At 73.4% G+C, this 23105-nt stretch carries 20 protein-coding genes; 10 read left to right on the top strand and 10 right to left on the bottom strand.

Annotation, left to right across the window (positions count from 1 at the left end; translation table 11 throughout):
* Positions 1 to 16 precede the first annotated feature (16 nt).
* Entirely contained in the window at positions 17 to 1012 is a 996-nt protein-coding gene (locus ACIO1C_RS11890) for a siderophore-interacting protein (RefSeq protein ID WP_401861473.1), read from the top strand.
* 32 nt (positions 1013 to 1044) lie between these two features.
* Here ACIO1C_RS11890 and ACIO1C_RS11885 read toward each other — a convergent pair whose 3' ends face one another.
* The 5 genes from ACIO1C_RS11885 to ACIO1C_RS11865 form a co-directional block, all read right to left on the bottom strand.
* A complete protein-coding gene (locus ACIO1C_RS11885; RefSeq protein ID WP_401861471.1) occupies positions 1045 to 4524 on the bottom strand; it encodes an ATP-binding protein in 3480 nt (1159 codons plus the stop codon).
* Positions 4525 to 4590: 66 nt separating this feature from the next.
* Complete coding sequence (locus ACIO1C_RS11880) at positions 4591 to 4947, bottom strand: DoxX family protein (protein ID WP_401861469.1); 357 nt, start codon at positions 4945 to 4947, stop codon at positions 4591 to 4593.
* A gap of 3 nt (positions 4948 to 4950) precedes the next feature.
* Positions 4951 to 5124, bottom strand: coding sequence for a hypothetical protein (locus ACIO1C_RS11875; protein ID WP_401861466.1), 174 nt, complete (start codon positions 5122 to 5124; stop codon positions 4951 to 4953).
* Positions 5125 to 5187: 63 nt separating this feature from the next.
* Complete coding sequence (locus tag ACIO1C_RS11870; protein ID WP_401861463.1) at positions 5188 to 5604, bottom strand: ATP-binding protein; 417 nt, start codon at positions 5602 to 5604, stop codon at positions 5188 to 5190.
* An 81-nt stretch (positions 5605 to 5685) separates the two neighbouring features.
* Positions 5686 to 6750 (bottom strand): phosphotransferase family protein, encoded by a 1065-nt coding sequence (locus ACIO1C_RS11865; RefSeq protein ID WP_401861460.1) that lies wholly within the window; start codon positions 6748 to 6750, stop codon positions 5686 to 5688.
* 116 nt (positions 6751 to 6866) lie between these two features.
* On the opposite strand from ACIO1C_RS11865, the gene ACIO1C_RS11860 reads away from it, so the two are divergent.
* Positions 6867 to 7622 carry a TetR/AcrR family transcriptional regulator gene (locus tag ACIO1C_RS11860; protein ID WP_401861458.1) on the top strand — a complete coding sequence of 252 codons (756 nt, stop codon included), beginning with the start codon at positions 6867 to 6869 and terminating at the stop codon, positions 7620 to 7622.
* A gap of 26 nt (positions 7623 to 7648) precedes the next feature.
* Here ACIO1C_RS11860 and ACIO1C_RS11855 read toward each other — a convergent pair whose 3' ends face one another.
* Entirely contained in the window at positions 7649 to 8542 is an 894-nt protein-coding gene (locus tag ACIO1C_RS11855; RefSeq protein ID WP_401861455.1) for an SDR family oxidoreductase, read from the bottom strand.
* Positions 8543 to 8603: 61 nt separating this feature from the next.
* Positions 8604 to 9344, bottom strand: a complete 741-nt coding sequence (locus ACIO1C_RS11850; RefSeq protein ID WP_401861453.1) for an SDR family oxidoreductase — start codon at positions 9342 to 9344, stop codon at positions 8604 to 8606.
* Between the two features lie 380 nt (positions 9345 to 9724).
* Between ACIO1C_RS11850 and ACIO1C_RS11845 the strand changes: the two genes are divergently transcribed.
* Complete coding sequence (locus ACIO1C_RS11845; protein ID WP_401861451.1) at positions 9725 to 11923, top strand: discoidin domain-containing protein; 2199 nt, start codon at positions 9725 to 9727, stop codon at positions 11921 to 11923.
* A gap of 128 nt (positions 11924 to 12051) precedes the next feature.
* Here the strand turns inward: ACIO1C_RS11845 and ACIO1C_RS11840 are convergent, their stop codons facing one another.
* The gene (locus tag ACIO1C_RS11840; protein ID WP_202532907.1) at positions 12052 to 12198 is read right to left on the bottom strand and encodes a hypothetical protein; all 147 of its coding nucleotides are present in this window, start codon (positions 12196 to 12198) and stop codon (positions 12052 to 12054) included.
* A gap of 223 nt (positions 12199 to 12421) precedes the next feature.
* On the opposite strand from ACIO1C_RS11840, the gene ACIO1C_RS11835 reads away from it, so the two are divergent.
* Both ACIO1C_RS11835 and ACIO1C_RS11830 read left to right on the top strand, forming a co-directional pair.
* Complete coding sequence (locus tag ACIO1C_RS11835) at positions 12422 to 12934, top strand: NUDIX domain-containing protein (protein WP_401861447.1); 513 nt, start codon at positions 12422 to 12424, stop codon at positions 12932 to 12934.
* A gap of 43 nt (positions 12935 to 12977) precedes the next feature.
* The gene (locus ACIO1C_RS11830; protein ID WP_401861444.1) at positions 12978 to 13742 is read left to right on the top strand and encodes a glycoside hydrolase family 75 protein; all 765 of its coding nucleotides are present in this window, start codon (positions 12978 to 12980) and stop codon (positions 13740 to 13742) included.
* A gap of 75 nt (positions 13743 to 13817) precedes the next feature.
* Here ACIO1C_RS11830 and ACIO1C_RS11825 read toward each other — a convergent pair whose 3' ends face one another.
* Both ACIO1C_RS11825 and ACIO1C_RS11820 read right to left on the bottom strand, forming a co-directional pair.
* A complete protein-coding gene (locus tag ACIO1C_RS11825; protein WP_401861441.1) occupies positions 13818 to 15392 on the bottom strand; it encodes an amino acid permease in 1575 nt (524 codons plus the stop codon).
* Between the two features lie 106 nt (positions 15393 to 15498).
* Entirely contained in the window at positions 15499 to 16497 is a 999-nt protein-coding gene (locus ACIO1C_RS11820; RefSeq protein WP_401862170.1) for a hypothetical protein, read from the bottom strand.
* Positions 16498 to 16877: 380 nt separating this feature from the next.
* Between ACIO1C_RS11820 and ACIO1C_RS11815 the strand changes: the two genes are divergently transcribed.
* The 5 genes from ACIO1C_RS11815 (at position 16878) to ACIO1C_RS11795 (ending at position 23076) form a co-directional block, all read left to right on the top strand.
* Entirely contained in the window at positions 16878 to 18374 is a 1497-nt protein-coding gene (locus ACIO1C_RS11815; RefSeq protein ID WP_401861439.1) for an FGGY family carbohydrate kinase, read from the top strand.
* Positions 18375 to 18386: 12 nt separating this feature from the next.
* A complete protein-coding gene (locus tag ACIO1C_RS11810; RefSeq protein WP_401861436.1) occupies positions 18387 to 19856 on the top strand; it encodes an FAD-dependent oxidoreductase in 1470 nt (489 codons plus the stop codon).
* Positions 19853 to 21142, top strand: coding sequence for an FAD/NAD(P)-binding oxidoreductase (locus ACIO1C_RS11805; RefSeq protein WP_401861433.1), 1290 nt, complete (start codon positions 19853 to 19855; stop codon positions 21140 to 21142). The genes ACIO1C_RS11810 and ACIO1C_RS11805 overlap by 4 nt, the downstream gene beginning before the upstream one ends.
* A 309-nt stretch (positions 21143 to 21451) precedes the next feature.
* Entirely contained in the window at positions 21452 to 21781 is a 330-nt protein-coding gene (locus ACIO1C_RS11800; protein WP_401861430.1) for a YciI family protein, read from the top strand.
* On the top strand, positions 21769 to 23076 hold the full coding sequence (locus ACIO1C_RS11795) for an RNA polymerase sigma factor (protein ID WP_401862167.1): 1308 nt from the start codon (positions 21769 to 21771) through the stop codon (positions 23074 to 23076). The genes ACIO1C_RS11800 and ACIO1C_RS11795 overlap by 13 nt, the downstream gene beginning before the upstream one ends.
* Positions 23077 to 23105 lie beyond the last annotated feature (29 nt).

Genomic DNA, 23105 nt, shown 5'->3' with positions numbered 1-23105 from the left:
TGCCAGCGTGACCCGTATGACAGAGAACGCAGACAGGCCGCCCGCCACCGGGCCCCGGGCACTGCCCGTACGGACCGTCGAGGTCACCGGTGTCGTACGGCTCTCCCCGCACATGGTCCGGGTCACCTTCGGTGGCCCCGACCTCGCCGATTTCGCCCCGGCCGGCCCCGACCAGCAGGTGAAGCTGTACTTCCCGAGGGCCGGGCAGCGGGTCCCCCGGCTGCCCGCGAGCGGGGCGGCGGGCCCGGAGCAGGACGTGATGCGGTGGTACGGGGCCTTCCAGGCGATCCCGGAGGCCGAGCGGCCCTGGGCGCGCAGCTACACGATCCGCTCGCACGACCCGTCCCGGGGCACGATCTGCGTCGATTTTGTGCTGCATGGGGACGGTGGCGACGGCGACGGGACCGAGGGCGGAAGCGGGGGCGGGCCCGGGGAGGCAGGCCCGGCGACGCGGTGGGCCCGGTCGGCCGCACCGGGCGACGTGCTCGGGATGTTCGGCCCCTCCGCGTACTTCGCGACGCCCCTGCCGCTGGGAACGGCGGACTGGATGCTGCTGGCCGGGGACGAGTCGGCGCTCCCCGCGATCGGCACGATCGTGGAGGCGCTGCCCGCCGGGGCCCGCGCGGTCGTCTTCGTCGAGGTCGTGGACGCGGCGGAGGAGCAGCGGTTCGAGACGGCGGGGGACGTGACCGCGCACTGGCCGCATCGCGGCCGGGCGCCGTCCGGGCCACGGGGGCCGTTGGTACGGGCGGTACGTGACGCGGTGTTCCCGGAGGGCTCGGTGCACGGCTGGCTCGGCGGTGAGGCCGGTGCCGTACGGGCGCTTCGGCGCCATCTGGTCGAGGAGCGCGGGTTCGACCGGCGGGCGGTCGACTTCACCGGGTACTGGCGGCGCAGCCTCTCGCAGGACGACGCCCCGACGGAGGCGGATCTCGCCGAGGCGCGCGAGCGGCCGGCCGACGCGGGGGTCGCCGCCGGGCCCCCCATCTCGGAGGAACCGCAAGGTTCCTGACGAACCGTCAGTTCATGTCGTCGTCAGAGCCGTCAGATGAGGGCCGCGGCCTCCTCCACCGTGAGGTCCCGGCCCTCGGCGTGGGCGCGGGCGTAGGCGGGCCCGTCCAGTGCCGCCCGTACGACCGCCTCCGCGTGCTGCTGGATCTCGGTGTCGGAGGCCGGCGGGAAGGGGTGCAGGCCGATGCCCTCGGGCAGTTCGGTGTGGCGTGCGTGGGCGCCCAGCAGGCGCGCCCCGGCCTCCGCCTCGCCCAGCCGCGTCTTGGCCCAGGCGGCGCTGGGGAGCTGACTGACGATCAGGTGCGGCGCGACGAGGAACACCAGCCGGTCAAAGCGCGCCACGGCCAGCCGCAGATGGTCCAGGGCCCGGTCGAACTCCCCTTCCAGGCAGTCCAGCCAGCCGTGCAGACCGGCGACCATGCCGCCGAAGAGGGCCCGGCCCGCGTGCGGGTTCTCCGCTTCCAGGGTGCGGAGCTGCGCGCGTGCCAGGTCGGTCCGTCCGGTGCGTCCGTAGCGTCTGGCCAGCAGCAGCCGGGACGTGCCGGCGGTCTGGCCGAAGTACTCCGCGTTCTCGCCGACCGCTTCGACCAGCAGTTCCTCGGCGCGCCGCTCGGCGTCCCGGTCACCGGCGGCGCCGGCCGAGTCGAGCCGTACCGACGCCAACCGCGCCTTGAAGAGCGGGATCTGGGCGTGGGCCCCGATGCGTGCGCAGCAGTCCATCGCGCGTTCGAGGTCGGCGGCGGCCTCCCCGTACCGGCCCTGGCGTTCGTGGGTCTCGGCGCGCGCCGACAGCGATTCGGCGATGGCGTACAGATCGCCGGCCCGCTCGAAGAGGGCGAGTGCCTCGTCGGCGTCGAGGCCGGACCGGATCAACCCTTCCGTACGGTCGTTGAGGAGTTTCGCGCGCAGCATCAGCGCCAAACCGAGATGCCAGCTGTCGCCCTGGGCCCGGGAGGCCAGGACCAGTTCCTCCATCGTCTCCGTGATGCCGGGGAGGTCTCCCGTCATCAGCCGGGCGAAGAACCAGGTCGTGCCGGGCTGGCGGCAGTTCTGCGGCAGTCCGGGGCCGTAGGCCGACACGATCGCGCGCAGCCGTGACCGGACGCTGGGCCGGTCCGGGGTGAGGGCGCCGTCGTCGGAGCCCGCGAGGAAGATCAGCCGTATCCCCCGGCGGCCTTCCCACAGTTGTTCCTCCGACCAGGGCGGTGGCAGGGCCGTGCACGGCTCGGCCAGCGGCACGGCGGGCCGTACGGGCTCCTCGAAGGGATCGGGGCCGAGGGCGGCGACGGCGGAGGACCAGGCGAGGGCGTCGCCGCGGTGGTTGCGCAGCTGCCAGAACCAGCTCATGGCGAGGACGAGGCAGAGCGCCTCCTGCTCCTCCTTGTGGTCCACGGCGGTGCGCAACGCGGCCCGTACGTTGTCGTGTTCGCGCTCGAAGACACCCAGCCAGTGGGTCTGTCCGCGCCCCCGCAGCTCCGGGTCCCCGACCCGGACCAGTTCGCGGAACGCGGCGAGGTGGCGGCGCTCCACGGCCGCCCGCTCGCCCGACTCGGCGAGGCGTTCGGCGGCGTACTCGCCGACGGTCTCCAGGAGGCGGTAGCGCATCCCGGCGGGGGCCGGGCCGGTCCGGGATCCGGGGGCGGCGACGACGAGGGACTTGTCCACGAGAGAGGCCAGCAGGGACAGTGTGTCGGGGGTGTCGCACACCGCCTCGGCCTCGGCGAGGGCGCAGCCGCCGGAGAAGACGGACAGGCGGCGCAGGACCGCCCGCTCGTCCTCGGCGAGCAGGTCCCAGGACCAGTCGACGACAGCCCGCAGGGTCTGCTGCCGGGGCAGGACGGTCCTGCTCCCGGTGCCGGTGCCGAGCAGGCGGAACCGGTCGTCCAGGCGGTCGGCGATCTGCCGGGGGCCGAGCACGCGCAGGCGGGCGGCGGCCAGTTCGAGGGCGAGGGGCAGGCCGTCGAGCCTGCGGCAGATCTCGGCGCAGGCGTCGGGGTCGTCGGTGACGCGGAAGCCGGGGCGGCCGGCGGCGCCCCGTTCGGCGAGCAGCCGCAGGGCTACGTCCTGGGGCAGTGGCTCCACGGGGCGTACGGACTCGCCCGGCACGCCGAGCGGTTCGCGGCTGGTGGCGAGGACGGTGACGCCGGGGCAGCGGGTGAGCAGGGCCTCGACCAGTTCGGCGGCGGCGCCGATGACGTGCTCGCAGTTGTCCAGCAGGAGGAGCATCCGGCGGTGCCCGCAGTGCTCGGCCAGCTGGCCGAGGGGGCCCGCCGGGGGCGCCCCGGCGGCCGTGCCCCGTACCCCGGGCGACCCCTGTACGACGGTTTCGCGGGCGCCCAGCACGGTCAGCACGGCTTCGGGTACGGCCGAGGCCTCGCGTACGGGCGCCAGCTCGACGACCCACACCCCGTCGGGCCACGCCTTCCCGGCCCACGCCGCTTCGGGCCGGCCGCCGTCGGGCCACGCCGTGCCGGCCCGTGTCACGTCGGGCCGGCCGCCGTGAGGCCTGTCACCGTCGGGCCTACCGCTGTCGGGCCTACCGCCGGCCGGGCCCGGGACGGGCCGCGTTCGGGTGGCGGCCGCGCGGGCGGCCTCCAGGGACAGCCGGGTCTTCCCCGCGCCGCCCGCGCCGATCAGGGTGACCAGCCGCGCGGTGGCCAACTCGGCTTCGAGGGCGGCCAGTTCGCCTTCCCGGCCGAGGAAGGAGGTGAGCCCGGCCCGGAGATTGCCGACCGGGGTGGTGCGGGGGGCGGGGGTCGGGCGCGGAGGTGCGTCGTCTCCCGCCAGCAACTCGGCGTGCAGGGAGCGCAGTTCGGGGCCCGGGTCGGTGCCGAGCCGGGCGGCGAGAACGGTCCGTACCTCGTCGTACGCCTGGAGCGCCTCGGCGGGCCGGCCCGCCGCGCGCAGTGCCCGGATCCGCAGGCCGTGCAGGGGCTCGTCCAGCGGCGCCCCGGCGGCGAGGGCCGCGAGACCGGCCAGTGCCCGCTCCGGCCGGCCCCGGGCCACCTCGGCGGCCAGCCGGTCGCGGCGGGCCGCGGCACGGCGCTGTTCGGCCCGTACGGCCAGGGGGTCGGCCACCCGGCCCGGGAGGTCCGCGAGGGCCGGCCCGTCCCAGAGCGCGAGGCCCTCGTCCAGCAGCGCCAGGGCGCGTTCGGGGTTGTCCTCCCGCAGGGCGGCGGCGCCGTCGGCGGCGAGCCGCTCGAAGCGGAAGAGGTCGACGCTGTCGCGCCCGGCGACGAGCTGGTAGCCGCCCGGCACGGAGGCCACGGCCTCGCCGCCCAGGGCCCGCCTGAGCCGCCCGACCAGGGCTTGCAGCGCGCCCGGCGCGTCGGCGGGCGGCTCCTCGTCCTCTCCCCACACCTGGGCGACCAGCTCACCGGTGCCGACCGGGCGCCCGCCGGCTCCGGCGAGGGCGGCGAGCAGCGCGCGCAGCCGCGCCCCGCTGAGCCGTACCTCCGTCCCGTCGGGACGCAGGGCCCGGGTGGCGCCGAGGACGCGATAGCGGTAGGTCACCCGCCCATTGTCCCCGCTCCGGGGCGGCCGGCGGCGGGACGGGGCCACGGGCGGGGAACCGCCGGCCTACCGACCGCCGTGGTGGGCCAGGCCCAGAGCCAGGACGGCGGCCGCGGTGGCGAGGAACACGATCCCGCCCACGATGTTGCGGGAGCCCACCCGCAGGTGCGCGATGATCGCGCCGATGAAGTACAGCACGAGGCCGGAGGCGGCGAGGGTGCCCAGGAGCGGCACGGCGAGCCCGGCCAGCAGCCCCGCGGTGCCCGCCGCCAGCAGCCCGCCCAGCGCCGGCACCCACTTCCGGGGTATGCCCTTCATGTCCGCCTGGGTCTTGGGGTATTCGTGGCCGATCAGATAGGTGACGGCGGCGGCACCGTTGAAGACCGCGCCGAGGATGGTGACCGTTACGTAGGCGGCGAACACGATTTATCCGTTTCTGCGGGGAGCGGTGTTGCTCGGCACTCCCTCGTGGGATGCCGTTCCCCTGAACGACGAACCGGAGACTCGGTTTTGTGACATCGGCCGGCGGCCGGGCGTGCCGGTGGTGTCGGTGGTGTCGGTGGTGTCGGTGGTGTCGGTGGTGTCGGTGGTGTCGGACATCTGTTGGCCATGGAGCGACCCCGCGCGGGGCGGCACCGGCGCCGGCCCTGGCGCTGTCCCGCGTCAGCAGGCGAGAAGGACCGCCTGTACGGTCTTGCCGCCGCCCGGGGTGCCCAGGATCGAGAGGCGGCGGGAGAGTTCGCGTACCAGCGTCATTCCCCTGCCTCCCTCGGCCATCGTGTCCGCCGTGGAGAACCGGGGGCGCAGGGGGCTGTTGTCGTGGACCTCGACCGTGACCTGCCCCCGGTCGACGCTGAGTTGGAGCCGGCAACCGCTCCGGCCGTGCCGGGTGGCGTTCGTGACGAGTTCGGAGACGACCAGTGTCGCGTCGTCCACCTGGTCGCGTGAGACCTTCTCGCCGCAGCCGTGGTTCAGATAGGCGGCCGTCAGGTGCCGCGCCCAGCGGGCGGACGAGTCCGACAGCGGCAGGCTGTACGTGGCGCGTGCGGCACGCCGTCGGGCATGCCCGTACGCACGCATCGAAACCACTCCCTTCGTGAGGGACCGGCGCCTGCCCCTCACGGGACGGCGGGCCGCTGCGTCTGCGCGGCGACCGGTCTGTCACCTTCTGATTCCCGGACACCGTGATCGGCAATCACCGCCCGGTCGGCCGGTCCCGCGCGGCGTGAGAAACGCGCGGGTGTGGTGCAGGTGTTCCTCGACCAGGCCCCGCATGAACGCGCGGTCCGGGAAGTCGCCCCGGAGGATCCGCAAGGGGCCCGCCACGAGCGAGAGGTGCTGGGCGAACCGGTAGAAGCGGAGCCGGTCCTCGTCCAGCCCCGGCCGGTGCAGGGCGGGGTAGCTGTCGCCGAAGCGGATGCGCAGGAAGACGTGCTCCCACTCGACGTCGAAGTACATGAGGCCCTCGATGTCGATGAGCACCGGCCGCCCGCTCGGGTCGATCAGCACGTGGTCGGGGCCCAGTTCGCCGTGGATGAGACCGTACGTGCCACGGGGCCCGACGGCCCCGGCGAGCTCCGCCGCGACCTCGGTGAGGGGCTCGCGCAGCTCCGCGAGTCGGGGGTCCAGGGCGGCGCCCTCGGCGAGGTCGCGCACCACCCGGTCCAGGACGGTCCGTTCGGCCGTACGGTCCCCGGGGGCGACGCCGTCCCCGGCCGCGACCACCGCGACCTTCCCGAGCACGGGGCTCGGGCTGCCGTGCAGCACGGTGAGCATCTCGCCGAGCCGCGCCATCACGGCACCGGCCGCGTCGCGGTCCCGGTCGAGGAGGTCGTCCAGCGTCTCGCCCCGGAGGTCCTCCACCACCACGAAGTCCGCCGGGAACAACTCCCGGCTGTCATCGGCCAGCCGGACCCGGGGAGCACGTACCCCGAGGCCGGTCAGGGTCCGGTGCGCCGCCACGAACAGGTCGTAACCGGTGGCGTCGGAGAACGGATCCTCGCGTTCGTCCGGCGAACCGGCCCGCGCCGGCCAGTAGTTCTCGCTCGCGGCCCAGCTGTACAGCACCGCGCTGGAGGCGTCGCCGAAGGTGAGCCGGTACACGCCCTTCTTGCTGCCGCCCCGCAGCCGGTCCACCCGGACAGGACCGCGCCCGGACCCGAACGCGGCCCGTACGACGCCGGCCACGTCCTCCGGGGTGACCTCCCCACGCGTTGTCCCTGTCATCTTGTCTCTGCATCCCGTGTTCCGCCGAACCGAAGAGGTCGGCGTCAACCTAGCCGCGTAGCGACTTCTGCGCCCAGCCATTAGCGTCGTTACGCCCGGATTGATAGCATCCTTCCATGACCACGCGTACCCGCATCCTGGAAGTGGCCGCCGAGCTGCTGGCGAAATCGCCCAACGGCGACATCTCCACCCGCGCGGTCTGTGAGGCCGCGCAGATCGGCGCCCCGGTGCTCTACCGGCAGTTCGGCGACAAGAACGGGCTGCTCTCGGCGGTCGTCGACCACGGCTTCGACACGTATCTGGCGGCCAAGCGGGAGCACGTGCCGGGGGCCGACCCGGTCCAGGACCTGCGGGAGGGCTGGGACAGCCACGTCGCCTTCGCCCGCGCCCACCCGAACCTGTACCGGCTGATGAACTCCCCCGCCATGCGGGAGCCTCCCGCCTCGGCCCTGGAGGCGCACCGGATCCTCACCCGCGACCTGGAGCGGGCGGCCGCCGCGGGGAAGCTGCGGATCTCGCCCGACCTGGCCGCGCAGATGGTCATGTCGGCCAATGTCGGCGTGGCCCTGATGCTGGTCGCCCGGCCCGCCACGTTCACCGATCCCGGCATGTCGCGGCGGGTACGGGACGCGGTGCACGCCTCGGTCCTCACCCACGGGGCGATGTACGGCGATCCGGACGCCGGCGGGACGGACGGGACGGTGGAGGGCGGGTCCGACGACGGTTCCGGCACGGCTCCCGCCGTCGCCGCCCGGCTGGGGGCGCTGCTGCGACGGTCGCCGCCCGAGGCGCTCAGCGGCGCCGAGGGCGCGCTGCTGACGGAGTGGCTGGAGCGGGTGTCGGACGCGCCGGGGGCGGCGTCGTCGTTCTGAGGGCCGTGAGGGCCGTGGCCCGGGTGTCACGCGGCATGGGGGCGCAGGAGGTCCGCCAGGCCGATCCGCCCGAGGAACTGCGCGCGGACGCGGTCCGCGACGTCGCTGACCTCTTCCGAGCCGTCGTCCGCCGGGTCGACGTGGACCCTGAACGGCCGTTCCCCGTACGGCGCTTCGACCACCCGGACGATGGCGTCGGCGACCTGGCCCACGTCGGCGCCGGCGGGGGCCAGCGCGGCGAGGCGGGCGGACACCTGGTCCGTCAGGCCCGCGTACCGCCGCTCGTACGCCGTCACCACACCCTGGTCGGCGGGGTGTCCGCCGGTCACGAAGTGGTTGGTCCCGGTGGTGAAGGAGCCGGGCACGACGATGGACGTCTCGACGCCGAAGCGCGCCAGCTCCGCCGCGTAGCTGACCGCGAGAGAGTCCATGGCGGCCTTCGCCGCGAAGTACGGGGCGAGGTACGGCGGGGCGCCGCCCCTGGTGCTGGTCGAGCCGATCCAGATCACCAGCCCGCGGCGCCGGTCCCGCAGGTGCGGCAGGGCGGCCCGGTTGACCCGCTGGGTCCCCAGGACGTTGGTGTCGTACACGGCGGCGATCTCTTCGGGGGTGAACGCCTCGGCCGGCCCCGTGACCATGTGCCCGGCGTTGTGTATCAGGACGTCGAGCGTCGGCCGCTCGGCCAGCACGGTGGCGATCGCCGCGTCCGCCGACTCCTGGGACAGCACGTCCAGTTCGACGGTCCTGAGGTCCACGCCGTGCTCGGCGGCGTACGCGGCGGCCTCGGCGACACGGGGCGCGTTGCGTCCCTCCGTGTCCCGCAGGGCCGCGTAGACGGTGTGGCCGGTACGGGCCAGGGCGCGGGCCGCGAGCGCTCCGAAGCCGGAACCGGCGCCGGTGATGAGAACGGTACTGCCCATGAGGGGGCTCCTTCTGACGGTCCGTGAGGGGTGACGGGCGGTACGAGAGGTACGGCCCCGGTCAGATGACCCCGCCGTTGACCCGCAGCACCTGCCCGTTGACCCAGCGGGCCGGTCCCGCCAGGAAGGACACCACCTCGGAGACGTCCTCCGGGGTGCCGAGGCGCTCCAGCGGCGACTGGCCCCTGAACCAGGCGAGGGTGTCCTCGTCCTTGCCGTCCAGGAACAGCGCGGTCGCGGTCGGCCCCGGCGCCACCGCGTTGACGGTGATGTCACGTCCCCGCAGCTCGCGGGCGAGGATCAGGGTCATCCCCTCGACGGCGCCCTTGGTCGCGGCGTAGGCCGTGTAGCCGGGCAGGGCGAGGCCCAGCACGGAGGACGAGAAGTTGACGATCGCGCCGCCGTTCCTGAGCCGGCGCGCGGCCTGCTGGTCGACCACGTACGCGCCGCGGATGTTCGTACGGACCATGCGGTCGAAGGCGGCCAGCTCCGTCTCGGCGATCGGGGACACACTCATGACGCCCGCGGCGTGGACGACCACGTCGACCCCGCCGTAGGTCTCCGTGGCGGTGTCGAAGAGCGCGGCCACGGCCTCCTCGTCCGCCACGTCGGCCCGGACGGCGGTGGCCCGGCCGCCCGTGGCGGTGATCGCGGCGACGGTCGCGTCGGCCTCCGCCTTGTTCCCCGCGTAGTTGACGACCACCGCCAGGCCGTCCGCCGCCAGCCGCTCGGCGCTCCGCCGGCCGATGCCGCGGGATCCGCCGGTGACGATGGCCACCCGGCGGGTCGTGTTCTCCGTCATGCCGTCACTCCGTCTTCCGGTTCGGGACACGCTCTCCGCGACCCACTGGAGCAACGTTAACACTTTTACGTTAGTGGCGATACGGCCGCCTCCGTAACGCTGTTTCGCGCACCCTCCCCCTGCCGTCAGATTCTGAATCGACCCCTCCCCAACTCGCCCCGGACAGCGCGCAGATGCCCACAATCGGCGCGTCCTGCCGGTTATTTGTTGATGACACGAGAACCCGGAGCGGACGGTTCGCGCACAACTCTTGACGTGTACGAAACACGGGGGAAGCATCTGCTCTACCCAGAGAGCGCTCTCCGACTATCTGCCCCCCACGCACGCACCCACGCACGCACCCGTGCTTGCCCTTTTCTGATGACTCAGGAGACATGCCCATGCACGCTCCTCCGCTCGCTTCGCCGGTACCGGCGTTCCGGAGATCCACGCCGGACCGACGGCGGGGACTCGCCGTCTCCGTCGCCGCCACCCTGATCGCCTCCTTGTTGCTCCTCATCCCCAGCACGAAGGCGGACGCCGCCCCGACCCTGCTCTCCCAGGGCAAGCCGGTGACGGCTTCCAGCGTGGAGAACGCCGGCACCCCCGCCACGGGCGCCAACGACGGCAATACCGGAACCCGTTGGTCGAGCGCCGCCTCCGACCCGCAGTGGATCCAGGTCGACCTCGGCTCCACCGTCGCGGTCAACTCGGTGGTCCTGAACTGGGAGGCGGCGTACGCGAAGGCGTACAAGATCGAGCTCTCCACCAACGGCACGAGCTGGACGCAGGCCTACGCCACCACCACGAGCACCGGTGGCGTGCAGACCCTCACCGTCTCGGGCAACGCCCGCTACGTCCGGGTGACCGGCACCGTCCGGGCGACCCAATGGGGCTACTCCCTCTGGGAGTTCCAGGTCTTCGGCGGCACCGACGGCGGCACGGGCAACCCGCTGCCGGGCGGTGGCGACCTCGGTCCGAACGTGATCGTCTTCGATCCGTCGACGCCCAACATCCAGGGCAGGCTCGACCAGGTCTTCCAGCAGCAGGAGTCGGACCAGTTCGGCTCGGGCCGCTACCAGTTCCTGTTCAAGCCGGGCACGTACAACGGCCTCAACGCCCAACTGGGCTTCTACACCTCGATCTCCGGTCTTGGCCTGTCGCCCGACGACACCAACATCAACGGTGACATCACCGTGGACGCCGGCTGGTTCAACGGGAACGCCACGCAGAACTTCTGGCGCTCCGCCGAGAACCTCGCCGTCAACCCGGTCAACGGCACCAACCGCTGGGCCGTCGCGCAGGCCGCGCCGTTCCGCCGGATGCACATCAAGGGCGGGCTCAACCTGGCGCCCAACGGATTCGGCTGGGCCAGTGGCGGCTACATCGCCGACAGCAAGATCGACGGCACCGTCGGCCCGTACTCCCAGCAGCAGTGGTACACCCGCGACAGCTCCGTCGGCGGCTGGACCAATGGCGTCTGGAACATGGTGTTCTCCGGCGTCGAGGGCGCGCCCGCACAGGGCTTCCCGAACCCGCCGTACACCACGCTGAACAACACCCCGACCTCGCGGGAGAAGCCGTTCCTGTACCTGGACGGCAACACCTACAAGGTCTTCGCCCCGGCCAAGCGCACCAACGCCCGCGGCACCACGTGGGGCAACGGCGCGCCGCAGGGTACGTCCGTGCCGCTCGACCAGTTCTACGTCGTCAAGCCGGGCGCGACCGCCGCGACGATCAACCAGGCGCTCGCGCAGGGGCTCAACCTCCTGTTCACGCCCGGCGTGTACCACATCAACCAGACCATCAACGTGAACCGCGCCAACACGATCGTCCTCGGTCTCGGCCTCGCCACGATCATCCCGGACAACGGGGTGACCGCGATGAAGGTCGCTGACGTGGACGGCGTGAAGCTCGCCGGCTTCCTGATCGACGCCGGTCCCGTCAACTCCCCGACCCTGCTCGAGGTCGGACCCCAGGGCGCGTCCGCGGACCACTCCGCGAACCCGACCACCGTCCAGGACGTGTTCATCCGCATCGGTGGCGCGGGCCCGGGCAAGGCCACCACCAGCATGGTGATCAACAGCGATGACACGATCATCGACCACACCTGGATCTGGCGGGCCGACCACGGCGCCGGCGTCGGGTGGGAGACCAACCGCGCCGACTACGGTCTACGGGTCAACGGCGACGACGTCCTCGCCACCGGCCTGTTCGTCGAACACTTCAACAAGTACGACGTGGAGTGGTACGGCGAGAACGGCAAGACGATCTTCTTCCAGAACGAGAAGGCGTACGACGCGCCGAACCAGGCCGCCATCCAGAACGGTTCCACCCGGGGGTACGCCGCCTACAAGGTGGCCGACTCGGTGAACAACCACGAGGGTTGGGGTCTGGGCAGTTACTGCAACTACACGTCGGATCCGAACATCATCCAGGAGCACGGCTTCCAGGCGCCGGTCAAACCCGGTGTGAAGTTCCACGACCTATTGGTCGTGTCCCTCGGTGGGATGGGTCAGTACAACCACGTGATCAACGGTCTGGGGTCGGCCACGTCCGGCACCAGCACGGTCCCGTCGACGATCACCTCGTTCCCGTAGTCCGGGGAACCACTGATCCGGTGATCTGACAGCGGGTACACAGAGCAGGGCCCCTCCTCGATCCGAGGAGGGGCCCTGTTCGCCGTGGGACGTACCGGCGGGGACGTTCCGGCGGACGTACCGGCGCGTCAGCGCCGTCCGCGCAGCTTGCCGAACAGCTTGCGCGCCTGCTCCCGCTTGCGCGGGTCGGCCGAGGCACGCCGTACCTGCTCCGTGACGCGCTGCCCCTGCGGGCTGCGGGTGAACTGCTTGATGCGGTCGAGCATGCCGGCCATGTTGTCTCCTGTGGACGCGGGAACCATGGCTTCCGAAGCCGTGGGCGGGTCGATCTGCCGTGCGCCTACCCCGTGACGGGCCGTCCACGCCTCGGACCGTCCACGCGTCGGACCGTCCGGACGCCGGACCGTCCTGGAAGCCGGACCGTCCCGGACGCCGGCCGTGCCCCGCACGGCTCATCAGTTCGGGCGGAGTGACACGGGAGCGCGCAGACTTGACGGCATGCCGGGCAAGCGCAGCGCGGGACTTCTCGTCCACCGGGTCACCGACACCGGTGTCGCCGTGCTGCTCGGGCACATGGGCGGCCCGTTCTGGGCGGGGCGCGAGGACTCCGCCTGGTCGATCCCCAAGGGGGAGTACGGACCGGAGGAGCCCGCCGAGGCCGCCGCGCGCCGGGAATTCCAGGAGGAGCTGGGCCTGCCGCCGCCCGAGGGGCCCTGGACGCCGCTGGGCGAGTCACGCCAGCGCGGCGGCAAGATCGTCACGATCTGGGCGGTCGAAGGGGATCTGGACCCGGCGCTCGCCGTGCCCGGCACGTTCACCATGGAGTGGCCGCGGGGCAGTGGTGTCCTGCGGGAGTTCCCCGAGATCGACCGGGTGGCCTGGTTCGCCCTGCCGGAGGCGGCGCGGCGCCTGGTGGCGGGTCAGCGGGTGTTCCTGGACCGGCTGGCGGACCGGCTGGCGGGACAGATAGCGAACGACGACCGTCCGCTTCCCCCTCCGCCGGGCGAGTAAGGCCTCGCCGCCGGAAACCCGCCGCCAGGAAAAGGATCGGCCCATGGCTCGTCGTCCCCGTGTTCTCGGCACGGTCGGTACCGCCCTGCTGGCCGCGGCCCTGCCCGCGACCGTGCTTCCCGCCGAGGCGATGTCCCTCGTCCCCGCCGGCCCCCCGGCGGGGACGGGCGGGCCGCCCGGCGAGCGGCGGGCGCCGGACCAGGAGGGCTCGGTGGAGGCGGCGGACCTGCTGGCCGCGACCGGCGCCTGCGCCCCCGTGTCGAAGGGGAAGTACCGCACCGACGAGGGCGCGGCGGCCACGGTTCCGGTCTGCGGCGCGACGGGCGCGGTGTTCTGGAAGGCCGACATGGACATCGACTGCGACGGTCAGGTCACGGCGCACTGCAACACGACGACCGACCCCTGGTTCCAGGACACCACCGCGTTCTCCCAGTCCGACGGCAAGCCGCTGAACTCGGAGAAGCTGCCGTTCGTCGTCGTTCCCGCACCGAGCGACCGGTGGAACCACACGGCGTCCGGCATCCGCGGGGGCGGCGTCGTCGCCGTCGTCCACGGCGGGCGGGTGCAGTACGCGGTGGTCGGCGACACCGGCCCGGTGGGCATCATCGGGGAGGCGTCGTACGCGACGGCGGACGGCCTGGGCATTCCGGCGCATCCCCAGCGGGGCGGCGTGGCCTCGGGGGTGACGTACATCCTCTTCAAGAACACCCGGGTCTCCCCCATCGAGAACCACGAGGAGGCGGTCCGGCTCGGGGACACGCTGGCGAGGAAGTTCGTACGGGAGAACGGGAGGACGGGAGCGAAGTAGGCGGCCCCGCCCCTGTCCCGGGACGGGGCCGCCTTCCTGCCGGTCCTGCCGGTCCTGCCGGTCCTGCCGGTCCTGCTAGACGATCCCCTCGGAGATCTCCGACTGCTCGCGCGCGTTCCCGTACGACTGCGGGGTGCTGTACGAGCCACGGGCCACGTACCACCACACCGTGGCGAGCACGAGCACGACGGCGAGCGCGACCACGGCGTAGTTCATGGAGTCGACGGTCACCGGGCTCGCCTGCGGGAGGCAGAAGAGGACGGTCACCCCGGCCACCCACGTCACCGCGATCCAGCCGACCGGCTTGCTCCAGCGGCCGAGGTTCCAGGGGCCCGGCTCAAAGCGCTTGCCCGCGCGCAGCCGCAGGTAGATCGGGATGGCGTACGCGGGGGTGATGCCGATGACGTTGATGGCGACGACGGCGTTGTACGCGGTCGCGGAGTACAGCGAGGGCAGGGCGAGCAGGCAGGCGACGACGACCGACAGCCATACGGCATTGACGGGGGTCTGCGTACGGCTGCTGACGCGCCGCCACAGCGCCGAGCCGGGCAGCGCGTTGTCGCGGCTGAACGCGAACACCATCCGGCTGGCGGCGGCGACCTCCGCGTTGCCGCAGAACAGCTGCGCGACGATCACGACCAGCAGCATCGCGGTGGCGCCGTTCGTGCCGAGCGCGTCGATGAGGATCTGTGCGGGCGGCACGCCGGTGGAGCTGTTCAGGGCGCCGGTGTAGTCCTGGATGGCGAAGGTGAGGCCGGCCAGCAGCGCGAAGCCGGCGATCCAGGAGACCCAGATGGCGCGCACGATGCCGCGCGCCGCCGTGACGGAGGCGTTCGAGGTCTCCTCCGAGAGGTGGGCGGAGGCGTCGTAACCGCAGAAGGTGTACTGCGCCAGGAGGAGCCCGACGGCCGCCACGTACAACGAATTGTGCCAGCCGGTGTTATTGACGAACTCGGTGAAGACATAGCTCGGCGACTGGTGGTGGGAGGGCACGATCGCGAGGGCGCCGACGATGACGGCGACACCGCCCAGGTGCCACCACACACTGACCGAGTTCAGCACACTGACCAGCCGTACGCCGAACAGGTTGAGCACGGCGTGCAAGAGCAGGATGCACATGAAGATGACCATGGTCCAGCCCGGGGTGGGCTCGAACCCGAAGCGCAGGTTGAGGAAGGCGCCGGTGAACAGCGCGGCGCCGTAGTCGATTCCGGCGATCGCGCCCAGCAGCCCGAGCAGGTTCAACCAGCCCGTGTACCAGCCCCACTTGCGGCCGCCCAGCCGGTCCGCCATGTAGTAGAGGGCGCCGGAGGTCGGGTAGGCGCTGGTCACCTCGGCGAGCGCCATGCCGACGCAGAGCACGAACAGGCCGACGCCCGCCCAGCCCCAGAGCATCACCGCCGGACCGCCGGTCTTCATGCCGAAGCCGTACAGGGTCATGCATCCGGAGAGGATGGAGATGACCGAGAAGCTGATGGCGAAGTTGCCGAACCCGCCCATCCGGCGGGCGAGGACGGGCTGGTAGCCCAGCTCCCGCAGCCGTTGCTCTTCGTCCTTCTGCGGACCGAGGCCGGAGTTCGACCAGGCCGGCGGGGAAAGGGACACGGGATACCTCCGGGGTTGGGGGGACGCGGGGACCGCTGCGGACATGCGGAGTGGGGCGGGGCGGGGCGGGGTGCGGACGCGGGTGCGGAAGTACGGAGCCGGCGTGCCGGAGTCGCGCCGCCGGACCCGGCGGACCGGCCGGGGGCCCGGCTCAGCCCGGCGGGTCGCCCCGGGCCTCGCGCGCACCGGCGAGTGAGCGGCTCCGGGCGCGGAGGAACATCTCCTCCGCCTGCGCGGGGTCCCGGGCGCGGTAGGCCCACGGCAGGGTGGCGTAGAACGGCCCGAGCGCCTCGAACACCCGTGCCGCCGACTCGAATTGGAGCGATCCCCAGAGGGCGTGCGCGAGATGGCTGAGGTCGAGCAGCGAGGCCTCGGCCAGGACCGCCCGGTCGAACCACAGGTCCAGCGCCCGCGCCGCGTCCCGGGTGGCGTCCTCCGTGACCCAGTGCAGGTCGAGGGCCTTCTCCTGCCCGTTCTCGCGGCGGTAGCGCTCCACCCGTACGTACAGCGGCAGTACGTGCAGCGCCGAGCCCGCCGGCGCCGTGGAGGCCGCCCACTGGGCGAAGTTGACGGCCTCGGCGAGCGAGCGGGAGCCCCTGCGCGCGTACACGAACTGGAGCATGCGGTGGTACGCCTCGCGGTTGTACGGGTCGCGCCGGTCGGCCTCGGACAGCAGTTCCCAGGGGCCCGGGAACAGCATCGGGCCCGGCGGCGCGAGCCGGTGCTCCTCCAGCCTCTGGCGGGAGTCGAGTTGGGACAGCGCGAGCAGGCACACCCACGGCACGGGGTCGTCGGGGGCGATCCTGGCCGCGGCGCCGCACGCCTCCCACCCCAGCTGCCACAGCTCCTTGGTGCGCGGATGCCCTTCCCGGTGTGCCCGCAGGGCGCGTTCGACCACGACGCGGGTGTGCATCACCGTCGCGGCGACATTCGAGGGTTCCTCCGCGCGCCAGGTCTGGACGGCGTCCGAACCGGCGGCGACGGCCGCGAGCACCTGCGTCCGCTGGGTCCACAGGCCCCAACCGGGCGTGTCGGCCAGCAGGTTGCGCATCGACACCCAGCGCCCGGCCTTCAGGTCCTGTACGGCGGCGCGCAACTCGCTGTCGTGGCCGGCCGGGTGGTAGACGGGGCGTATGTGGTCGCCCGCCATCAGCCCGGCCCTGGTGGACCCGGAAGGCGCGTGCGCCGGGTGTGCGGGGTGCGGCGGAAGCGACACCCGGATAGGCATGTGGTCGTCATGGATCCTCTGGCGCTGTGGGGGGTGCGAAGCGATCCGCCGCTGTTCGGGCGATTCGAGGGCGCCCTGCCGGTGCTCGGCGATCATTGTAGGTCTCACCCTGTTGAAATCCGGTCGCTCAGCCGACTTTTTGCAACTCGTCACACGCGCCACGGGAGTTTCGTACGGATCCGCCCGGCGCGCGGGGTCATTCCCGTGCTCCCCGGTCCGCCGTTCCGCCCTTGACGCCGTCTCCAGCCTGCTCCACCCTTTCGCAGAGCGATCACGACCTCCTGCGAGCGAAGAACGGGGACATGCAACCGGCCCAGCACTCCCTCCCCGGCATTCCCGGGCCCGCCTCCCGGCCGGTGCTCGCCGTCGACCAGGGCACGTCGTCCACCAAGGCGCTGGTCATCTGTCCCGAACGGGGCGTGATCGGCACGGGATCGGCCCCGGCGGCCCCCCGCTACGGCCCCGGGGGCACGGTCGAGGTGAACCCGGCCCTGCTGCTCTCCTCCGTCGTCGACGCGGGCCGCCAGGCCCTCGCGGACGCGGGTGAGCCCGTCGCGGCCGTCGGACTGGCCAACCAGGGCGAGACGGTCCTGGCCTGGGATCCGGAGACGGGCGCCCCGCTGACCGACGCGATCGTCTGGCAGGACCGGCGGGCGGAGTCGCTCTGTGCCGAACTGGGCCCGCACGGGGCCCGGTTGACGGAGCTGACCGGTCTGCCCGTCGACCCGTACTTCGCCGCGCCCAAGATGGCCTGGATCCGGCGCCGGCTGACCCGCGAGGGAGTGGTCACCACCAGCGACTCCTGGCTGGTCCACCGGCTGACCGGCGCGTTCGTCACCGACGCCGCGACCGCGGGACGGACCCAACTCCTCGACCTGGACCGCGTGGAGTGGTCGCGGGAGGCCCAGGCGCTGTACGGACTGGCCGACGAGGCGATGCCCGGGATCGTCGACGCGGCGGGACCCGTCGGCATGACCACCGCGTTCGGGCCCGAGATCCCGCTCACCGGCCTGCTGGTCGACCAGCAGGCGGCGCTGCTCGCGCAGGACGTGACGGAGCCGGGCACCGCCAAGTGCACGTACGGCACGGGGGCGTTCCTGCTCGCGCAGACCGGGCACCGGCCGCGCAGGGGCACCTCGGGCCTGGTCAGCTGTGTCGCCTGGCGGCTCGGCGGACGGACGAGTTACTGCCTGGACGGGCAGGTCTACACCGCCGCCTCCGCCGTGCGCTGGCTCACCGATCTCGGGGTGATCTCCGGTGCCGGTGACCTGGATCCGGTCGGCCTGTCCGTACCGGACAGCGGCGGGGTCACGTTTGTCCCGGCGCTCGCCGGGCTGGCCGCGCCGTGGTGGCGGGGCGACCTGCGGGGCTCGGTGACCGGACTGGGGCTCGACACCGGCGCGGGGCATCTGGTCCGCGCCCTGTGCGAGGGGATCGCCGCCCAGGTGGTGGAGCTGGCCGACGCGGTGGCCGCCGATCTCGGGGTGCCGCTGACCGTGCTGCGGGTCGACGGCGGTCTGACCCGGTCGGCGCTGCTGATGCAGACCCAGGCGGACCTGCTGCAACGGCCCGTAGAGGTGTCCGCGCTGCCGGACGCCACGGCCCTGGGCGTGGGCGCCCTGGCGCGGCTGGGACTCGACCCGGGCCTCTCGCTGCCCCAGGTGGTGCCGCCGTGGAAGCCCGCGGCCGTCTACGAACCACGGATCGGCCCGGCCGAGGCCGCCGGCCGGCTCGGGGTCTTCCGCGCGGCGGTGGCCGCGCTGGTGGACCGTACTCCCCCACCCGTCGCGGCCCCCTGAGCCTGGAGCACCATGACTGTCACCACATCGGGGGTTCTGCCGGACGACGTGTACGACGTCGTGGTCGTCGGCGCCGGGGTGGTCGGCGCGGCCATCGCCCGTGAACTGACGCGGTACGACGCGCGGATCGCCTTCGTGGACGCGGCCGACGACGTCGGGGACGGCACGTCGAAGGCCAACACGGGCATTCTGCACACCGGTTTCGACGCCGTGCCGGGATCGCTGGAGTCCCGGCTGGTCCGTGAGGGACAGCGGCGGCTGGCCGCGTACGCCGAGGAGAGCGGCATTCCCGTCGAGCCGCTCGGCGCCCTGCTCGTGGCGTGGGACGAGGAGCAACTGGCCGTGCTGCCACGGCTCATGGAGAAGGCCGAGCGCAACGACTGCCACGACACGCGCATCATCGGCCCCGAGGAGGTCTACCGGCGCGAGCCGGCCCTGGGCCCCGGGGCGCTCGGCGCGCTCACCGTGCCGGGCGAGAGCGTCATCTGCCCGTGGACGACCACGCTCGCGTACGCCACCCAGGCGGTGCGCGGCGGAGCCGACCTGCACCTCAACTGCCGGGTGGAGGGGGTCAGCAGCGGCTCCCCGCACGAACTGACCACCGGCCGGGGCCGGTTGCGTACCCACGTACTGATCAACGCCGCCGGGCTGTACGCGGACGACCTCGACCGGCAGCTCGGCCACACCGACTTCACCGTGACCCCGCGCCGGGGCCAGCTGATGGTCTTCGACAAGTTCGCGCGGGACCTGGTCCGGCACATCCTGCTGCCGGTGCCCACCGCCCTCGGCAAGGGGGTGCTGGTGGCGCCGACGGTGTACGGCAACGTCCTGCTCGGCCCCACCGCCGAGGACCTCACCGACCGGACCGCCACCCACTCCTCGGCCGGGGGACTCGACTTCCTGCGGGCGAAGGGCCGGCGGATCGTGCCCGCGCTCCTCGACGAGGAGGTGACGGCCGTGTACGCGGGGCTGCGCGCCGCGACCGAGGAGGACGACTACCGGATCCGCTGCCACCCGGGGCAGCGGTACGTGACGGTGGGCGGGATCCGTTCCACCGGACTGACCGCGTCGATGGCGATCGCCGCTCACGTGGTCGAGCTGCTGACGGACGCGGGCGAGGAGCTGGGCGAACCCCGCGCGCTCGAACCGGTGACCATGCCCCACCTCGGTGAGACCTCCCCGCGCCCGTACGAACGTCCCGGGCTGATCGCGGCCGATCCTGAGTACGGCAGGCTCGTCTGCCACTGCGAGCGGGTCTCGCGCGGCGAGATCCGCGACGCGCTCACCGCCACGGTGCCGGCCCGCTCGCTCGAAGGACTGCGGCGGCGCACCCGGGCGCGGGGCGGCCGGTGCCAGGGATTCCACTGCGGCGCCGCCGTGCGCGCGCTGCTCACCGCCGACCGCCCCGTCGGCCCCAGCCCCAGCGCCCACGTCATGTCCGACGGCGGCGGACCCCCTCTGCGGCCGGAGGCCGGACCATGAACGCGACAGCTGACAGCGGCGGGCTGCCCGGCGCCGCCCGCCGGGAGCGCTCGGTCGACGTGCTGGTGGTCGGCGCGGGCCCGGCGGGTCTCGCGGCGGCGGCCCGGCTGGCCGCGACGGGCGCCGGCACGGTCGAGGTCGTGGACCGTGAGGAGCAGGCAGGCGGGGTCCCCCGGCACTGCTACCACGCGGGGTTCGGCCTGCGGGACCTGCGGCGCCCGATGAGCGGCCCCGCGTACGCCCGCCACTGGTCCGACACGGCCGCGGGGGCCGGGGCCCTGGTCCGTACGGGCGTCTCCGTGACCGGCTGGGCCGGTCCGCTGACCGTGGACACCACCAGCCGCGACGGACTGGAGCGGCTGACGGCCGGGGCGGTCGTCCTGGCGACGGGCGCGCGCGAACGGCCGCGCGCCGCGCGGCTGGTGCCCGGCACCCGGCCGGCGGGCGTGTTCACCACGGGCGAGCTCCAGCAGGCCGTCCATCTCCATCACCAGCCGGTCGGTGCCCGCGCCGTCGTCGTCGGGGCCGAGCCCGTCAGCTACTCCGCGGTGCGCACGCTGCGCGGCGCCGGGGTGGAGGTCGCCGCCATGGTCACCGACCAGCCGCGCCATCAGTCGTCGTGGCCGGCGGGGTTCGGGGCCCGGCTGCACCGGCGCGTACCGCTCCTCACGGGCACGACGGTGACCGAACTGTTCGGCCGGGGCCGGCTGACCGGGGTCGCGCTCCGGCACACCGACGGCAGGACGGTCACCCTCGGCTGCGACACGGTCGTCTTCACCGGCGACTGGATCCCCGACCACGAGCTGGTCCGCCTGGGCGGCATCACGCTGGACCGGGGCACCCGGGGCCCCGCCGTCGACACCGCGTTCCGTACCGGCACGGCGGGGGTCTTCGCCGTCGGCAACCTGCTGCACGCCGTCGAGCCGGCGGGCACCGCCGCCCGGGAGGGCCGGCTCGTCGCGGGCCCGGTGCTGCGGTATCTCTCCGACGGGCGGTGGCCGGACGGGCAGCTGGCGGTGGAGGTCGACGCGCCCCTGCGGTGGGTGGCGCCGAACCGTATCGACCCCAGGGGGCCGCGCCCGCCGCTCGGCCGCTTCGCTCTCCGTACGGCACGGCCCGCGGGCCGGTTGTCGGCGCTGGTCGTCAGCCAGGACGGCCGGGTGCTGCACCGCGAGCGCCTGCGGCGCGGCGCGCTGCCGAACCGCCCGCTGTACGTCTCCGCCGACTGGATCGACCGGGCGGATCCGGGCGGGGGCCCGGTCGTGATCACGGGCCAGGGCGACTGAATCCCGTCCCGGGGGGGGCGGATCCGTGGGGGCGGAGGCGTGAGGCGGCATGAAGCGGCCCCACCGGCAAGGGGGGGTAGCCGGTGGGGCCGGGGCACGCACCGGCAAGGGGGTGGCCGGTGGGCCGAGGACCTCGGCGGCCCGGGGGGACGGGCCGCGAACTCGGGTCGAAGATGCGTGTGCCCGGTGTCCCACGGCATATGCGTACGGACCGAAAAGTTTTTTCGGCGGACCTGTCGATCCTGTCGTGCGAGGCGCGTCGTACTGATGTAGGACGACCCAGAGGCACCATCCGCCCCAGGAGGAACCATGAAATATCTGCTGCTGATCTGCACGGACGACTCCGTCACCATCGACAACCCGGCGGAACTCGACGCCCAGGCCTGGGTGGACGAGATGGACGGCCGGGGCGCGCGCCTGATGGGTGACCGGGTGCGGCCCGCCGAGGACGTCACGACCGTACGGGTGCGGGAGGGCTCGCTGCTCCTCACGGACGGTCCCTTCGCCGACTCGAAGGAGCACATGGCCGGCTTCGACGTCATCGAGTGCGCGGACCTGGACGAAGCGGTCGAGATCGCGTCGAAGCACCCGATGGCCCGGTTCGGCATGGTCGAGGTGTGGCCGTTCTGGACGGAGTGAACGACGGGGTGAGCAGCGCGGTGAGCGACGCGGTCGCCGCCGCGTACGCCGAGGAGTGGGGCCGGATCGTGGCGTCCCTGATCCGGTTCACCGGCGACTGGGACCTGGCGGAGGAATGCGCGCAGGACGCCTTCGCCCGGGCGGTGGAACGCTGGCCGCGCGACGGAGTGCCGCGCCGCCCCGGCGCCTGGCTCACCACCACCGCCCGCAACCGGGCGCTGGACCGGCTGCGCCGCGCGCGGACCGAGGCCAGGGCCGTACAGGAGGTGGCCGGCCTGGCGGACCGCGCGCCGACGGCCGCACCGACGGGACAGGAGGACGGGATGGACGGCGACGGCGCCCTGCCCGACGACCGCCTGCGGCTGATCTTCACCTGCTGCCACCCCGCGCTCGTGCCCGAGGCACGCGTCGCCCTCACCCTGCGCTCGCTCGCCGGGCTGAGCACGGCGGAGATCGCCCATGCGTTCCTGGTCTCCGAGTCCACGATGGCCCAGCGCCTGGTCCGGGCGAAGAACAAGATCCGGCACGCGCGGATCCCCTTCCGGGTGCCGTCGGCCGCCCAGCTGCCGGAGCGGACGGCGGAGGTGCTGAGTGTGCTGTACCTGCTCTACAACGAGGGATACGGCGCCTCGGCCGGCGCGGTGCCCGTACGCCGTGAACTGACCGCCGAGGCCATCCGGTTGACCCGCGTGCTGGCCGGACTGCTGCCGGACGACACGGAGGTACGGGGCCTGCTCGCGCTCATGCTGCTGCACGACTCCCGGCGTGCCGCGCGGGTCGACGCCTCCGGGGAGCTGGTGCCGCTGGAGCGGCAGGACCGCGCGCTCTGGGACCGTGACCGGATCGCCGAGGGACTGTCCGTCCTGGAGGACGCGCTGCTGCGGCGCAGGCCGGGGCCGTACCAGGTGCAGGCGGCCGTCGCGGCCTGCCACGCGACGGCGTTCGACGCGGCGGAGACGGACTGGCCCCAGATCGCCCTGCTCTACCGCGAGTTGGCCAGGTGGTCGCCGGGGCCCGTGGTGGAGCTGAACCGCGCGGTGGCGGTTGCCATGGCCGAGGGGCCCGAGCGCGGTCTCGCGCTGGTGGAGAGCCTCGCCTCGGCGGGGGAACTGGCCGGCTACTTCCCGCTGTACGCCACCCGCGCCGATCTCCTGCGCCGGCTCGGGCGCTGGGACCGGGCGGTGGACGCCTACCGCGAGGCGGTCGCGCTGGCGCCGACGGACGCGGAGCGGCGCCATCTCGCCCGGCGCCTCGCGGAGGCGGAAGCACAGGGTGAGCAAGGGCCGGAGCGGTGAGGTGCGGTCGCACGCCCGGCCCCTGCCGG

The sequence above is a fragment of the Streptomyces sp. NPDC087420 genome (assembly GCF_044744165.1).
In the GTDB taxonomy this organism is placed as follows: Bacteria; Actinomycetota; Actinomycetes; order Streptomycetales; family Streptomycetaceae; genus Streptomyces.
This window is presented reverse-complemented; position numbering and strand designations above follow the sequence as displayed.